At 74.4% G+C, this 16,278-nt stretch carries 7 protein-coding genes; 4 read left to right on the plus strand and 3 right to left on the minus strand.

What is annotated here, in order from left to right; genetic code table 11:
• Positions 1-19: 19 nt before the first annotated feature.
• The gene (locus ACZ7FF_RS16250) at positions 20-2,749 is read left to right on the plus strand and encodes a cation-translocating P-type ATPase (RefSeq protein ID WP_470812841.1); all 2,730 of its coding nucleotides are present in this window, start codon (positions 20-22) and stop codon (positions 2,747-2,749) included.
• A gap of 89 nt (positions 2,750-2,838) precedes the next feature.
• Here the strand turns inward: ACZ7FF_RS16250 and ACZ7FF_RS16255 are convergent, their stop codons facing one another.
• From ACZ7FF_RS16255 to ACZ7FF_RS16265, 3 genes are all read right to left on the minus strand, one after another.
• Positions 2,839-4,188, minus strand: a complete 1,350-nt coding sequence (locus tag ACZ7FF_RS16255) for a diacylglycerol/lipid kinase family protein (protein WP_470812842.1) — start codon at positions 4,186-4,188, stop codon at positions 2,839-2,841.
• Between the two features lie 11 nt (positions 4,189-4,199).
• Positions 4,200-4,631 carry an SHOCT domain-containing protein gene (locus ACZ7FF_RS16260; protein WP_470812843.1) on the minus strand — a complete coding sequence of 144 codons (432 nt, stop codon included), beginning with the start codon at positions 4,629-4,631 and terminating at the stop codon, positions 4,200-4,202.
• A gap of 117 nt (positions 4,632-4,748) precedes the next feature.
• Complete coding sequence (locus ACZ7FF_RS16265; protein WP_470812844.1) at positions 4,749-5,756, minus strand: DUF8017 domain-containing protein; 1,008 nt, start codon at positions 5,754-5,756, stop codon at positions 4,749-4,751.
• Positions 5,757-5,898: 142 nt separating this feature from the next.
• On the opposite strand from ACZ7FF_RS16265, the gene ACZ7FF_RS16270 reads away from it, so the two are divergent.
• From ACZ7FF_RS16270 to ACZ7FF_RS16280, 3 genes are all read left to right on the plus strand, one after another.
• Positions 5,899-6,351, plus strand: a complete 453-nt coding sequence (locus tag ACZ7FF_RS16270; RefSeq protein ID WP_470812845.1) for a DUF4442 domain-containing protein — start codon at positions 5,899-5,901, stop codon at positions 6,349-6,351.
• Positions 6,352-6,778: 427 nt separating this feature from the next.
• Positions 6,779-8,794, plus strand: coding sequence for an RICIN domain-containing protein (locus ACZ7FF_RS16275; RefSeq protein WP_470812846.1), 2,016 nt, complete (start codon positions 6,779-6,781; stop codon positions 8,792-8,794).
• Positions 8,795-9,398: 604 nt separating this feature from the next.
• The gene (locus ACZ7FF_RS16280; protein WP_470812847.1) at positions 9,399-16,277 is read left to right on the plus strand and encodes an SDR family NAD(P)-dependent oxidoreductase; all 6,879 of its coding nucleotides are present in this window, start codon (positions 9,399-9,401) and stop codon (positions 16,275-16,277) included.
• The last annotated feature ends 1 nt before the right edge of the window (position 16,278 follow it).

The following is a 16,278-nucleotide window of genomic DNA, read 5'->3' on the forward strand; positions in this document are numbered from 1 at the left end:
TCGAACGGAGGCACCATCCATGACCGCGCAGACAGACACCCCGCACGGGGGAGCGACGGACGGCCGGACGTGGTACGCGCTGCCCCCCGAGGACGTGGCCGCCGCGTTCGGCGTGGACCCGGCGACGGGACTGTCCTCGGCCCGGGCCGAGGAGCTGCTGCGGGCGGACGGCCCGAACGCGCTGCCGGAGGAGCGGCCCGTGCCCGGCTGGCGCCGCTGGCTCGTCCAGTACCGCAGCTACATGCAGCTGGTCCTGGTCAGCGCCGCCGTGGTGTCCCTCGTGATCAAGGAGTGGAGCACCGGGGTGCTGCTGCTCTGCCTGACCGTCCTCAACGCGGTCGTCGGGATGCGGCAGGAGGGCAAGGCGGAGAGCGCCATGAACGCGCTCAAGTCGATGCTGAAGGCCACCGCCCGGGTGCGCAGGGACGGCACCGAGTCCGAGATCCCGGCCGAGAAGGTGGTCGTCGGCGACGTGGTGCTTATCTCCGCGGGGGACGAGGTGCCGGCCGACGGCCGGATCGTGACGGCCAGCGCCCTGCAGATCGACGAGTCGGCGCTGACCGGGGAGAGCGTGCCGGCGGCGAAGGAGTCCGGGACGCTGACCGGCACCGATCTGTCCCCCGGGGACCGCCGGAACATGGCGTTCATGAACACCCCCGTCACCCACGGCAGCGGCACGGTGATCGTGACGGCCACCGGCGCCCGCACGGAACTCGGGCGCATCTCCGGGATGCTGTCCGCCACGCCCCGCGAGGCCTCGCCGCTGGCGCAGGAGATGGACCGGCTGACCGTGTGGATCACGGCCACGGCCGGGCTGACGATGATCGTGATGTTCGTCCTGGGGCGCGGCCGGGGCACGGCGTGGGACGCGCTGTTCGTGAGCGCCGTCTCGCTGGCCATCGCCGCCATCCCGGAGGCCCTGCCGACCGTGACGCAGACGATCCTGTCCATCGGCGCCGTCGACCTGGCGCGGCGCGAGGCGATCGTGAAGGACCTGCCTTCGGTGGAGTCGCTGGGATTCACCTCGGCGATCAACTCCGACAAGACCGGCACGCTCACCATGAACCAGATGACCGTCGTGGAAGTGATCGATCCGGGCGACCGGTACACCGTCTCCGGCACCGGATACGGCCTGGAGGGCACCATCCACCACGCGGTCGGCAGCGCGCCGGACATGGAGAGCGCGATCCTCCCGTACCTCGTCGCCAACGACGGCCGGCTGGTGGACGGCCGGGTCGTCGGCGATCCCACGGAGGGCGCCCTGCTGGTGCTCGGGCACAAGGCCGGACTGGACATCGAGGCCACCCGGGCCCGGCTGCCGAGGCTGGCCACGCTGCCCTTCGACCCCTCGTACAAGCTGATGGCCACCTTCAACGCGGCCACGGACGTCACGGGCCGCCCCGTCGTGCGCTGCTTCGTGAAGGGGGCGGCGCCCGCGATGATGGCGCGGGCCGCCACCGCGCTGTCGCACGGCACCTCCGTGCCGTGGGACGCCGGTCTGCGGGGGCGGGCGCAGGAACACGTGGAGCGGATGGGCCGGGAGGGCCTGCGCGTGATGGCCGCCGCGCAGCGCGACCTCGACCCCGCCGCCTTCGACCCGGAGGGCGACCTGCTCGGCCATGTCACCGAGCTGCAGATGACGAGCCTGGTCGGGATGGTCGACCCGCCGCGTCCCGAGTCGCGGGCCGCGGTGGCCGACGCGCAGGCCGCGCACATCCGGGTGCGGATGGTCACCGGGGACGACATCGTGACCGGCGCGGCCATCGCGCGGCAGCTGGGGATCGAGGGGGAGGCCGTGCTCGGCGCGGACTTCGCCGCGCTCCCTGAGGAGGAGCGGCTCGCCAGGATCGACGGCATCGGCGTCGTCGGCCGGGTCGCCCCCGAGCACAAGGTGCTGCTCGCCGACACCCTGAAGAAGCGGGGCCGGGTGGTGGCCATGACCGGCGACGGCGTCAACGACGCCCCGGCGATCAAGGCCGCCGACATCGGGATCGCCATGGGCTCCGGCACCGAGGTCGCCAAGAACGCCGGGCGCATGGTGCTGACCGACGACAACTTCGCCACGATCGTCTTCGCCGTCGAGCAGGGCCGCAAGATCTACGACAACCTCACCAAGTACATCCGCTTCGTCCTCGTCCTCCTCGTGGTCTTCGTGCTGACGTTCCTCGGCGCGGCGGTGTTCGACATCGCGGCCGGAGAGCCGTTCACCCCGGCGCAGGTGCTGTGGATCCACTTCTTCGTGAACGCCGCCTTCGGCTTCGCGCTCGGCTTCGACCGGCAGAGCCCCGGACTCATGGCCCGCCGGCCCCGGCACCGCGGTACACCCGTGATGACCAGGGGCGTGATGGTCACGGTCGGACTCTCCGGACTGGTGATCACCATCTGCCTGCTCATCCTGATCAGGCTCGGCGAGACGCGCTACGGCAGCGTGGCGGTGGGTCAGTCGATGGCCTTCACGACCTTCGCGCTCTGCCTGATCGTGGCCGCGCTGGAGTGCCGCAGCGAGACCGGGACCGTGCTCACCACCGCGAGCTTCGACAGCAAGCAGATGAACTGGGCCATGTTCGTCGAGTTCGCCCTCGCGGTCCTGGTGACCCAGCTGGACGGGTTCCGCAGGCTGCTCGGGACGACCCGCCTCGACCTGGCGGAGTTCGGCTGGACGCTGCTGCCCCCGCTCGCCCTGCTGGCGCTCTGGGAGCTGGGTAAGTACCTCGCCCGATGGAACGGCGGTCCCTCCGTACGACGGTGACGCCGCCCGGCCGCCGGACCGGCCGCACGGGAGGGACGCGGCCCGTGAAGAGAGCGCTCAGTGGTCCGACGCGCGGTGAGCCGTGTCCGTCAGTGGGCCGCCGGGGTCCGCTGCCGGGTGGGAGGGGTCAGGGCCAGCCGCATCACGTGGCGCCAGTCGGCGGGGGGCCGGTTCGGCGGTGTGCCCGGGCGGTGGCGGGGGACACGGACGCGCAGCGCCGCGGGCGCCACCCGGCAGACCACCGGAGCGGGCAGTACGACGGACTCCCCGTCGATGCCGACCGCGACGGTGTCCCCGTCGGCCTCCACCACGACCTCGCCGGCCGTCAGCCGGGTCAGGGACGGTGACCGCCGGCCGATCAGCAGCGGTGCCGGCAGCCGGGCCGCCTGGGCGGAGTCGTCGATGCGGACGCAGAGCACGCCCAGCCGTCCGGAGTCCAGGCGTTCCCGCAGCCCGGGATGGGCCGAGTCGACGACGGGCCGGTACGGGTTGTTGCTGACGAGCACGGCCTGCAGGCCCTCGGCGCGCGTCCCGCCCGCGCGGATCCGCAGCCTCGGCGCCTCGGGACCGAGCAGGCCGGGCAGCGCCTGGAGCGTCGTACGCAGCTTCCCGTCCCGGTACCCCGGGTCGGCGACCACTTCGGCGTAGGTCCCGAAGGAGGCGTTGTTCACGAACACCCGGTCGGCCGCGAACCCCAGGTCGACCCGGAACTCCAGGGCATCGGTGAACGCCTCCAGGGCGGCCGCCGGGTCGTCGCGGTCGAGCCCGAGGTCGAGGGCGAAGTGGTTGCGCGTCCCCGCGGGGATCACCACGAAGGGCACATCGTGCCTGGCCGCGACCTCGGCGACCAGAGCCTGGGTGCCGTCCCCGCCTGCCACACCCAGCAGATCCGCTCCTTCGGCCACCGCGCGCCGGGCCAGTTCCGCCACGTCCTGGTGCCGCGCCGGATCCAGCACGACGACCCGGACACCCGCCGCCTCCGCCTTCCCGGCCAGCTGGAAGCGGTCCACCTTGCCCCCGCCGGAGCGCGGGTTCATCACCACCCACGGATGCCGCGCGGCGGCGACCGGACGGGGCGCCCCACCGCGCCCGGCGGCCCTGTCAGGGGTCACGGCGATCCGCGCGGCCGTCAGCGCCAGCACCCACAGACCGAACGAGACACAGGCCGGCACCAGCATGCCGTACGCGGCGAAGAGGGCCAGGACCGTGAGCGGGACGCACACCACCAGGAGCGCGCCCACGGCCCGCAGCACCCCGAAGTGGGCGAGGACACACCAGAGCCCGGCGGCCGTCGCGGCCACGCCCGCCAGCGCGATCACCACCCAGAGCAGGCCTCTCGGCCCGGCAGCGACGAGCAGCGCGAGCACGCTGCCCAGCAGGGCGAGGAGCGCCAGCCGGGCCCAGGCCGCGGGCGTCCCGCGGCCGGCCGCCGCTCCCACGCCACCGGTCCTCACACTCTCTGGTGGCTGCCGCTGAGGACGAGTTGCTTCGCGCGGGCGAACTCCTCCTCGGTGATGTCGCCGTGCGCGCGCAGCTCGGAGAGCCTCGCCAGGTCGTCGGCGCTGCTGGGCCGCCCGGCGCCCGCCGTCTCGCGGACGTAGGAGTCGAACTCCTTCTGCTGCGCCCTCGCCTGCGCCACCTCACGCCGGCCCATGTCCTTGCCGCGGGCGATGAGGTAGACCAGGACACCCAGGAAGGGCAGTACGACGACGAAGGTCAGCCAGCCGGCCTTGCTCCAGCCGCCGAGATCGTCGTCGCGGAAGATGTCGAGGACGATCCTGAACAGCAGGAAGAACCACAGGATCCACAGAGCGAACCACAGCATGGTCCAGAAGGCGCTGAGCAAGGGGTAGTCGTACGCCAGGTACATGTGCTGGGTCATTGTCGCTTCTCCATCACGGCCCCGGTAGTCGGATTCCTCCCCACCCGATCAGGTTGCGCGCACGAAGCGGGGGGCGCCTCACCCGGCACGGGTGAGACGCCCCCCGGGGGTCCCGCGTCAGTCGGAGGTCGGCGTGCCGTGCAGCCGGACCGTGCTGAGGATCTTCATGACCGTCGCCTCGGGGACCTCGCCCTTGACACCCTTGGCGCCGTAGAAGTCGAACGACACGTAGTCGTGGACCGAGTTCTGGAAGCCGAAGGTGAGCGCCTTGCCGTCGCTCGCGCACTTGCCCTTGCTGGGCGTGCCGGTCGACCGGGCCCAGGCGTAGCTGCCCTTGATGCCGGACGCGGTGGTGAAGGGGGTGGCCTTCTTGTCGAAGGTGATGCTCTTCTTGTCCGGCTGGGTGTAGCCGCCGTAGACCCACCAGGCGGGCGTGTTGACCGCGATCTGGTCCGTGTTCTTGGCGCCGCTGGCGCCCTTGGAGCCCACCGCCGCCAGCGCGGTGTCGCTGAGCCGGCCGTCCTTGTCGTCGTCCGAGGAGCACCACTTGGGCTGGTCCTCGGCCGTGCCCGACATCACGATGATGGGCTTGCCGTCGCTGGACTTGTCGTCCTCGAACCCGATCTCGAGGGTGGGGGACTGGACGGTCCAGACGGCGGGCACGTCGTAGGCGATGCCCCACTTGGGGTTCACCACGACCTTCCAGCCCGCGACGGTCGGCTTCTCGCTGCCGGCGGCGCGCGGGTTGTCGGTCGTGGACGAGGTGGCCGAGGGCGACTGCGCCGGCGACCGGCTCGGGTGCTGTCCGCCCTTGCCGCTGTCCGCCTTGTCGTCCTTGGAGCCGCCGAGGACCAGGAAACCGGTCACACCCGCGGCGACCACGACCGCCGCGGCCGCGATGATCGCGATCAGCTTGGTGCGGTCACCACCGCCCTTCGGAGGCTGGGACATGGGCACGGTGGGGGGCTGCTGCCCCCACTGCGGCTGCTGCCCGTGCGGACCGGCCCCCGGATACTGCTGGTATCCGGGCTGCTGGTACGGATTCTGCTGCTGGTAACCCGGCTGCTGGTACGGGTTCTGCTGCGGGTTCTGCGCGCCCCCTGGCGGCTGCTGATCTGGCCACATGGCCAGTAACCCTAGTGCGGCCGTGGACACGTTTCGGTCACCGGTCCTCGTCAGGGTCGTAGCGAAACGGAGAAGAAGTGTGGGAGAAGCGTTGCCGTCGTGTTCTGGTCAGGGGCTTCTACTCGTGAGTAACATGGCGGCCATGAGCGCAGACCAGATGTCGATCGGCGAGATGCTCGCCGCCACCGTGCCCATGGCCCGGACGCTGAACCTGGAGTTCCTCGAGACCACTCCGGACCAGGCCGTGGTGTCCCTGCCGGACCAGGGCGAGTACCACAACCACGTGGGCGGGCCGCACGCCGGTGCGATGTTCACGCTCGGGGAGTCGGCCAGTGGCGCGATCGTGCTGGCCGCCTTCGGGGACCAGCTCTCGCGCGCGGTGCCGCTGGCCGTGCGTGCCGAGATCGCCTACAAGAAGCTGGCGATGGGCGCCGTCACCGCGACCGCGACCCTGGGCCGGCCGGCCGCCGAGGTCGTCGCCGAACTGGACGCGGGGCAGCGTCCCGAGTTCCCGGTGACGATCGAGATCCGGCGCGCGGACGGTGCCGTGACGGGCGAGATGACCGTCCTGTGGACCCTGCGCCCGAACGGCTGAGCCGAAAAGACGCGAGGAGGGGCCCCTGAGGGCCCCTCCTTTCGCATGTTCCGGCCCGTGCGGCCGGGCGCGCCCGCGCCCGCGGCGGCCCCGTGCGGGTGCGGACCGGCAGTCGGTGCCGGGAAGTTGGAGATCCTGTGCGCCCATCCTCCCTCTGTGTACACGAGTTGATTCATTCTGCGACCGTGGATTCGCACGTACATATGGATACCGCCGGTAACTCTTCTGCAATTGATCGATGGTGACGTCGTGTCAATCCAACTTCTTGTTTCCCGTGAGGGCCGTGTGCGAAAGTGAGCCTCCCCCGCGGGAGGGCAATGGCCGGCGTCGCGCGGCACGGCCGGCCCATCAGGTACGCACCGCCAGGCACTGCTTTCCGGCACAAGCCATTTCGCATGCCTCCTGCGCCTGGAAAGGAAATGGTTCCGTGCAGTCCCCCCACCCCCCACGCCCGCCGTACCCGCCCCGCCCCGGCCCGGCCGGGGAGTCCGACCGCTCCCTCCTCGCCCGGCTGAACGGCCCCGACGACACCCGCCATCACGCCGTGGCCCTGCTGCTGGCCCGGCACTGGCGGGCCACGCGCGACCACGCCGTCGTCTGCCTGGCCGCCGCGGGACAGGCCGCCCAGCTGGTGGCCGTCGCCGCCTTCCACGAGGTGCTCGGCCGTGCCGGGCGCGGAGTCCTCGGCGGCGCCCTGCGCCCACAACTGCTGGTGGCCGTCCGCGACATCGTCCGCTCCTGGGCCGCGGACGACGCGGCCCGCGTCGCGCTGCCGGAATTGCGCAAAACCACCGGCGGTCGCGGTCTGCGCGCCACGAACCCCGGCACACCGGAAAGGCTACGGCTCGCCGAACGCGCTTTCCGGGCCCTGCCCGGCGCCTCCCAATGCCTTCTCTGGCATGCCGAGGTCGAAGCCGAACCCATAAACATACCCGCTGGTCTGCTGGGGATCGACGCGGCCGTTGCGACGGCCGCCCTGGAACAGGCCCGCGAGCAATTCCGCGCGGGCTGCGTACGCGCCCACCGGGAACTCGCCCCCTCCAGGGAATGCCGTTTCTACAACCGGCTCCTCGACGTTCCTCTGCGCCGCGGCGGGCATCTGCTGCCCGACGTGCGACAGCACCTGGCGGGGTGTCCGCACTGCCGCCACGCCGCCGACCAACTCGGCCGGATCGAGGGCGGTTCGGCCCTGCTGCTCGCCGAGGCCGTGCTCGGCTGGGGCGCCCGCCGCTACCTGGACTCGCGCCCGGGCCGCGGCGCCGCGGAGGAGTGGCCACCGCCCCCGCCGGAACCGGCGCACCGCGTGACCGGCGGTCGGCACCGCATCGGGGCGGAGCGCCGGCACCGCATCGGGCCGGAGCGCCGCCACCGCACCGGGGCGGGGCGCCGGGACCGCACCGGGCCGCAGAGGCGGCACCGCACGGCCGTGCTCGTCGGTGCCGGCCTGACCACGCTCGCGCTGCTCGCCACGGTGCTCGTCGCCAGGAGCTGGTCCGACGACAACGGTGTCCCCGTGCCCGGCGCCACCTGGGGCGCCCCGGCCGGCCACACCACCCACCCGCACGGCACCGGCTCGCGGCACGCGACCACCCCGTCCGCCGCCTCGGTGGGCGAACCCGCCGAGATCGCCCACGGCAGCCTGCGCGCGCTCGTCTCCGGGCGCTGCCTGGACGTGCGCGGCGGACGGGTCGCGGCGGGTGCGGGCGTCCGGCTGGCGGCGTGCTCCTCCGCCCCCTCGCAGCAGTGGTCGTACCGGGACGACGGACTGCTGCGCAGCGCCGCCGACCCCGCCCTCTGCCTCGCGGCCGACCCCGGCTCGAAGAACGTCGTGCTGGACGGCTGTCTCGTCCACGCCGGGGAGGTGTCGTACGACCTCACCCTGCAAGGCGAGCTCCTGCCGCGCGGGGTCAAGGGCCTCGCCGTCGCCCCCGCGTCCGGTGGTCCTGGCGCGCGGGTGGAGGTGGTCGCCCGCGACGGCACACCGGCCCAGCGGTGGGTGCTGGAGCCGGACGCGGACGGCCGGCCGCATCCCACGGCGGCGCCCGGCCCGCCGGACGCGGGATCGCCGGGGCCCTCCCCCGGGGGAGCCGGGACGACGCCCGGGCGGCCGGGTGGCGTCGATGACGGCCCCGACGAGCCGGGGCTGCCCGGCGGCTACGGCGAGACACACATCGCCCAGGTCGCCGCTCCCGGTGAACGGGCACCGGCCGGACCCGCGCTGTCCGGCGCCGCGGCGCGGGCGGTGGACGCGGTACGCCATGTCGCCGTGCCGGTCGCCGGCGCGCTGGACTCGCCGCTGATCCACGCCGCCACCACCGGGGCGACGGCCCTCCGCGAGCCGGGTGCGCCGGGGCTTCGCGCCACGGCGTCCAAGGCGACACTCCTCGGCGCCCCGGGCCGAACGGCGGTCTCCGGTCCGGCGGGTGTCGGTTCGCGGGGTTAGCGGGTCTGTTGTACGGCGGTCGCGGGTCCGGGGGGGGGTGTCGGTTCGCGGGGTTGGCGAGGTCTGTTGTGCGGCGGTCGCCGGTCCCGGGGGAGTCGGCGGGCTCCGGTCCGGCGGTCGTCCGTGCGTCGCCTGGCGGTGATCCGCGCCGTCGTCTCCGGGGCGGCTGTCGCCGGCGGTCGGCCGGTGCGGGGTCCCTCCGCGGAGCGGCCCCGCATCCGGCCGTGAGGTGGGGCGAATCGGGCGGCCCGTGTTCGAGCCACGGGGCCGAAGTCATGCGGAATTTACAGACGCGGTCCGATTGTCCCGGCGCGTTGCGGGCGGATGAGTGAGCGGTGAAGCACCCGCTCGCTTTGAGTGGCTTATGGCGGTGTGGGGCGTGTTCCCGGGTGAGCGCGCCCTTTCCCCGCTGACGGGAATCGCCGCTTTTCGCGCCGCTTGCGGGGAATTCGGTGGCCTGGCCGAATCACGGCCACGGCACGCGAAAAGAGCGCGACGTTATTGACCCGTGAGTAGGCCCTCGCTAGTTTCCGGTGCCCTCGCACCAGAGCGTCCCGCCGCACAAACCCCCCACCGTGCTTCTCTCGCCCTGTGTCGGAGCCTCATGACCTCGCCTGTGCGCGCCCACGACCTGATCCTGTGCATCACCCCCTTCGGAGAACCCGACGCAGGCCTAGCCGCCGCAGCCACCGGTGCCGGCGGACTCGGCGTCCTCGACCTCGGTACCGGCGACCGAAGATCCCGCCAGGAACTGGCCCGGCTGAGACGGGCCGCCCCGGGACCGTTCGGCGTACGGGTCACCGGACGCTGCGTTCTCACCCCCACGGAACTCGGCGGCGCACCCGGCACCGTCGTCCTCGCCCGCGACGCGCCGTGGAGCGTCGCCGAACTGACCGGCGAGCACCGGGTGCTGACGGAGGTCACCGACCTCGGGCAGGCCCGGGCAGCCGTGCGCGCCGGAGCGCACGGGCTGATCGCCCGGGGTACGGAGAGCGGCGGCCGGATCGGCGAGCTGAGCACCTTCGTCCTGCTCCAACAGCTACTGGAAGACGAGGAGTTGGCCGGTACGCCCGTCTGGGCCTGCGGCGGCGTCGGCCCCCGTACGGCCGCGGCCGCCGTCGCGGGCGGGGCCGCCGGTGTCGTCCTCGACAGCCAACTCGCCCTGCTGCCCGAGTCGCGGTTGCCCGAGGCGGTCCGGGCGGCGCTGCGGTCCCTGGACGGATCGGAGACGGTGGTGCTGGGCGGGCACCGGGTCCTGCGGCGACGCGGCCCCGACGCGCCACAGCCCCCGGCCGACGATCCCGAGGCGGTCGCCCCGCTCCTCGGCGCCCGGGACCTCCGCCACGACCTGCTCCCCGTCGGCCAGGACGGCTTCCTGGCCGCCCGGTTCGCCGACCGCTGGGGCGACGTACGCGGTGTGCTGCGCGAACTCTCGGCGGCCGTCCGGCAGGCGCCCACGGAGGAGGCACCGGCCGGACCCGCCGAGGGACCAACGGCGTCCGCCGATCCCGGTGCCGGCCGCGCGGAAGGGCCCGGGCGGGCGCTGCGGGCCGGTGGTGCCATGAGCCGGGCGCTCGGGACGCGGTTGCCGGTGGCTCAGGGGCCGATGACGCGGGTCAGCGACCAGGCGGGGTTCGCCGCCGCCGTCGCCGAGGACGGGGCGCTGCCCTTCCTGGCGCTGGCCCTGGCCGACGGCGCGCGGACCCGGGCGATGCTGACCGAGGCGCGGGCCGTGCTGGACGGGCGGCCCTGGGGCGTGGGCGTGCTCGGCTTCGCGCCCGAGGACGTCAGGAACGCCCAGCTGGAGGCCGTACGGGAGCTGCGGCCCACGCACGCGATCATCGCGGGCGGGCGCCCGGCCCAGGCCGAGGCGCTGGAGCAGGCCGGGATCCGCACCTTCCTGCACGTCCCCTCGCCGGGGCTGCTGAGGCAGTTCCTGGAGGCCGGCGCGCGCAGGTTCGTCTTCGAGGGCTCCGAGTGCGGCGGGCACGTCGGCCCCCGGGCCTCGTTCCCGCTGTGGGAGGCCCAACTCGCCGTACTCGAGGACTTCCTGGCCGACGCCGACGACGGGACGGCAGCACGGCTGGAGGTGTTCTTCGCGGGCGGCATACACGACGAGCGCTCCGCGGCGATGGTCGCCGCCCTGGCCGCGCCGCTCACCGACCGGGGGGCCGCGATCGGCGTCCTGATGGGCACCGCCTACCTGTTCACCGACGAGGCCGTCGCCCACGGCGCCATCCAGCCGCTCTTCCAGCGGCAGGTCCTCACCGCCACCGCCACCGCCCTGCTGGAGACGGCGCCGGGCCACGCGACCCGGTGCCTGCCCAGCCCCTTCACGCTCGACTACCGGGAAAGGGAAGCCGAGTTGCGGTCGGGCGGCGTGCCCGACCGCGAGGTGTGGGAGACGCTGGAACGTCTCAACGTGGGCCGGCTGCGCATCGCCAGCAAGGGCGTCGAGCGCTCCGGTGACGGCGAGTTGCGTGCCGTCGGCGAGCAACGGCAGCTCGCGGACGGGATGTTCATGGCGGGCGAGGTCGCCGTCCTGCGCTCCGCACCCACCACCGTGGCCGCCCTGCACCGCTCGGTGACCGACGGCGCCGCCGACTTCCTCGCGGCCCGCACGCCGCGGCCCGGCCCCCGCCCCGAGCCCGAACCGGAGCCGCCCGCGCCGCTCGACATCGCGATCGTCGGCATGGCCTGCATGTTCCCGCAGGCCCCCGACCTCGCCACCTTCTGGGCGAACATCGTCGCCGGACGCGACGCGGTCACCGAGGTCCCGCCCGACCGCTGGGACCCCGAGGTGCACCACACCGCCGGGAGCACCGCCTCCAAGTGGGGCGGCTTCCTGCCCCCCATCCCCTTCGACCCGCTGCGCTACGGCATCCCGCCCGCCTCCCTCGGCAGCATCGAACCCGTCCAGCTGCTGTCCCTCGAAGCGGCCCGACGAGCGCTGGAGGACGCCGGGTACGGCGAACGGGGAAGGGAGTTCGACCGCTCGCGCACCTCCGTCGTCTTCGGTGCCGAGGCGGGCAGCGACCTGGCCAACGCCGTCACCCTGCGCGCCGTGCTCCCGTCGTACTACGGCACCGTGCCCGACGGACTGGACGGGCAACTGCCCCGGCTGACCGAGGACTCCTTCCCCGGCATGCTCGCCAACGTCATCTCCGGCCGGATCGCCAACCGCCTCGACCTCGGCGGCGCCAACTACACCGTCGACGCCGCGTGCGCCTCCTCGCTCGCCGCCCTCGACGTGGCCTGCAAGGAACTCGTCTCCGGCACCAGCGACGTGGTCCTGTGCGGAGGCGCCGACCTGCACAACGGCATCAACGACTACGTGCTGTTCTCCTCCGTCCACGCGCTCTCCCCGACCGGACGCTCCCGGGCCTTCGACGCCGGCGCCGACGGCATCGCCCTCGGCGAGGGCGTGGCCTGCGTGGTCCTCAAACGCCTCGCGGACGCCGAACGCGCGGGCGACCGCGTCTACGGCGTGGTCAAGGGCCTCGGCTCCGCCAGCGACGGCCGCTCCCTCGGCCTGACCGCGCCCCGCCCCGAAGGCCAGCGGGCCGCCCTGCTGCGCGCCTACCGCAACGCCGGGGTCTCACCCGCCCAGGTCGGCCTCGTCGAGGCGCACGGCACCGGCACCGTCGTCGGTGACCGCACCGAACTCGCCGTGCTCGGCGAGGTGTTCACCGATGCGGGCGCCCGGACCGGCGGCTGCGCGCTCGGCTCGGTCAAGTCGCAGATCGGGCACACCAAGTGCGCCGCGGGGCTGGCCGGCCTGATCAAGGCGACCCTCGCGCTGTACACCGGGGTCACACCGCCCACCCTGCACCTGGAGCGGCCCGACCCGGCCTGGACGGAGGACGGCAGCCCGTTCGCCTTCCACACCGGCGCCCGGCCCTGGACCGCGCCGGCCGCGCGGCGCCTCGCCGGGGTCAGCGCGTTCGGCTTCGGCGGCACCAACTTCCACGCCGTGCTCGCCGCCCACGAGAACGCCGTACCGCCCCGGCAGGCCCTGGACGCCTGGCCCGCCGAACTGTTCCTCTTCCGGGGCCGGGACACGGCGGCGGCGCACCTGGAGGCGACCGGGATCCTCCGTGCCGCCGAGACCGACGGACACCCCTGGCGCCTGCGCGACCTCGCCCTCGCCGCGGCGCGTCGCGCCGACACCTCCCACGAACCGGTGCGGGCGGCCGTCGTCGCCCGGGACACCGAGGAACTGGCCGCGAGGCTAAGGCGATTGCTCGCCGGGGAGCACGATCCGGCCGCCGGGATCCACCTCGCGGACCCGGTCGACGGCAAGGTGGCCTTCCTCTTCCCCGGCCAGGGCAGCCAGCGGACCGGCATGCTCGCCGACCTCCTGGTCGCCCTGCCCGAGCTGCGCCACCATCTGGACCCGGCCCACGCCGACGTCGTCCACCCGCCGGCCGCCTTCGACGACACCGCCCGCGAGCGCCGCCGGGCCGCCCTCACCGACACCCGGGCCGCCCAGCCCGCGCTCGGCGCCACTGGCCTCGCCGCCCACGCGTTCCTCACCGCCGCGGGCGTCCACCCCGACCTGGCCGCCGGACACAGCTACGGCGAACTGGCCGCCCTCGCCGCGGCCGGTGCCCTCGACCCCGAGACCCTGCCGGAACTGAGCGGGGAGCGGGCCGCCGCGATCCTGGCGGCGGCGGGCGACGACCCGGGCACGATGGCCGCCGTCGGAGGCTCCGCCGAGGAGGTCGAACACACCCTGCGCACGGCCGGGGCGCCCGGCTCCGTGGTCGTCGCCAACCTCAACTCGCCGGAGCAGACGGTGATCTCCGGCCCCACGGTGGACGTCGACACCGCCGTACGACTGCTGCGCGCGGCCGGTCTCGGCGCCCGGCGCGTCCCCGTGGCCTGCGCCTTCCACAGCCCGCTGGTGGCCCCGGCGGGGAAACGGTTCGCCAAGGTCCTCGCGGACAAGCCGGTCCGCCCGCCCGAGTTCCCGGTCTGGGCCAACCGCACCGCCGCCCCGTACCCGCAGGAACCCGACGCGGTGCGCGCCGAACTCGCCGCCCAGATCGGCGCGCCGGTCGTGTTCGCCGCGCAGATCGAGGCGATGTACGAGTCCGGAGCGCGGATCTTCGTCGAGGCGGGCCCGGGCACCGTCCTCACCCGGCTCGTCGGGCAGATCCTCGGCGACCGCCCGCACCGCGCGGTCGCCTGCGAACCCGGGGCCGGCAGCGGACTGCCCGGCTGGCTCGACGCACTCGCCCGACTCGCCGTGGCAGGGCTGCCGGTGCGCACCGCCTGGCTCCTCCAGGGCCGCGACGCCGTCGACGCGCTGCGCACCCCGGCGCCCGTCCGGCCCGGCTGGACGGTCGACGGACACCTCGTCCGCACCGCCGACGGAGCCCTGCTCTCCGGTGCCCTCGCACCGGCCCGACGAGTCGTGGAGAGGTCCGTGACGACCGACCAGCCGTACGACGCCCCGGCCGACCGGGACGCGCTGATCACCGAGTTCCTGCGCACCGGCAGGGAGATGATCGCCGCCCAACGGGACGTGTTGCTCACCTATTTCGGCGGGAATCCGGCGGCCCCCGTCGCCGCCGTGCCGCCGCCCGCGCCCGCCGCCCTGCCCGCGGCGGACGCCGTACCGGTGGCGGACCCCGGGACGCAGGCGCCCGTGGCGCCGTCGGCCGCACCCGCCGAGCCCGTGCACGACGTGGCGCGGGCCGTCCTGGAGATCATCAGCGAACGCACCGGCTACCCCGTCGACATGATCGAGCCCGACCTCGACCTGGAGGCGGACCTGAGCATCGACTCGATCAAACGGGCCGAGATAGCGGGCGAACTCGCCAAGCGCCTCGGCATGTCCGGCGGCGCCGACCTCCTGGACGACGCGGAGCTGGAGGACCTGACCAAGGCGCGCACGGCGGCCGCGGTGACGCGGTGGCTGACCGCGCGGCTGGGCACGGAGCACGCGGACGCCGGCGCGCGGACCGAGGAGCGGGCCGAGGCGGGCGACCTCGTGTCCGCCGGCGTGGCTCCCCGGCGCGGCGAGCTGCGGCCCGTGCCGCTTCCGGACGCGGGTCCCGGCACCGTCGCGGACCTGTCCGGGAAGCGGTTCGCGCTGCTCGGGTCCGGCGGGGGAGCGGCGGCTGAACTGGCGGCGCGGCTCGCCGCCCAGAGTGCCGACGCCGTGCTCCTCGACCAGGGGTACGTGCTCGGCGCGGCCGACGGCACGGTCGACGCAGTGGTGTACCTGGGCGCGCTGCCGGGCCCCGACCTCCCGGTGCTGCCGGACGCCTTCCCGGTGCTCCGGGCGGCGCTCGCCCGCGGCACCGCCCGGCTGCTGGCCGTGCGCGCCGCCGACGGCCCCGGGGCACTGCGCGCGGCCGGACTCGACGGGCTGTTCCGCACCGTCGGCCACGAGTACCCCGACGTCCTCGCGCGGGTCGTGGCCGTCGGCGACACCACCCCGGCGGCCGTGGCCGACGCCGTGCTCGCCGAGCTGGGCGCACCGGCACCCGCCCCGGTCGTCCTGCGGACCGCCCAGGGGCTCAGGCAGGCTCTCGAACTGGTGCCCGCGCCCCTCGGACCGCTCGGCGGCACCGGCGCGGGACCCGCCGGGGTGGGCGCCGCCGAGGCGGCCGCGCTCGGGCTCGACCGGGACTCCGTGGTGCTGCTCGTCGGGGGCGCCCGGGGTATCACCGCCCGGTTCGCGGCCACACTGGCCGGCGCCTGCCGCTGCCGCGTCGAACTGCTCGGCCGCACGCCCGCCGGCACCGCGCCCGAACCACCGCGGACCGCCGCCGCCCGCACCGCCGCCGAACTCCGGGCGGCCCTCGCGGCCGGCCCCGGCGCGCCAAAACCCGCCGAGATCAACCGGAGCGTCCAACTCCTGCTCGCCCAGCGCGAGATCAGCGCGACCCTCGCCGAACTCACCGCCCTCGGCAGCACGGCCCGCTACCGCTCGGTCGACTTCCGGGACCGGGACGCGGTGCTCCAGGCGGTCAAGGAGATCCACGCCGAGCAGGGCCGGCTGGACGGGGTCGTCTTCGCCGCCGGAGTGATCGAGGACCGGCTGATCGCGGAGAAGACCGCCGACTCCTTCCAGCGGGTGTACGGCACGAAGACGACCGGGGCCACCGCCCTGTTCGCCGCCCTCGACGACCTGCCCGCCGCGCCCGCGTTCACCGTGCTGTTCGGCAGCGTCGCCGCCGTCCTCGGCAACCGCGGCCAGGCCGACTACGCCGCCGCGAACGACGCGCTGGCCGTGCTCGGCGCCGACTGGTCCGCCCGCACCGGGCACCGCGCCCTCACCGTGCACTGGGGACCCTGGGCGCCGTCCGGCCTCCACACCGGCATGGTCGGCGCGGAACTCGGCCGCGAGTACGCCCGCCGCGGGGTGGGGATGATCGACCCGGACGAGGGCACCGCGGCTTTGCTCCGGGAACTCGCCTGGGGCGACCCGGCGGCCCGCGCCGTCGTCTACACCGCGTCGGACCGGTGAC

The sequence above is a fragment of the Streptomyces sp. NPDC037126 genome (assembly GCF_055605965.1).

What these genes read in the sequence shown, in the direction of transcription:
- ACZ7FF_RS16250 (WP_470812841.1), top strand. Translation starts at nt 20, where the DNA reads ATGACCGCGCAGACAGACACCCCGCACGGGGGAGCGACGGACGGCCGG.
- ACZ7FF_RS16260 (WP_470812843.1), bottom strand. Translation starts at nt 4,631, where the DNA reads ATGACCCAGCACATGTACCTGGCGTACGACTACCCCTTGCTCAGCGCC.
- ACZ7FF_RS16265 (WP_470812844.1), bottom strand. Translation starts at nt 5,756, where the DNA reads ATGTGGCCAGATCAGCAGCCGCCAGGGGGCGCGCAGAACCCGCAGCAG.
- ACZ7FF_RS16270 (WP_470812845.1), top strand. Translation starts at nt 5,899, where the DNA reads ATGAGCGCAGACCAGATGTCGATCGGCGAGATGCTCGCCGCCACCGTG.
- ACZ7FF_RS16280 (WP_470812847.1), top strand. Translation starts at nt 9,399, where the DNA reads ATGACCTCGCCTGTGCGCGCCCACGACCTGATCCTGTGCATCACCCCC.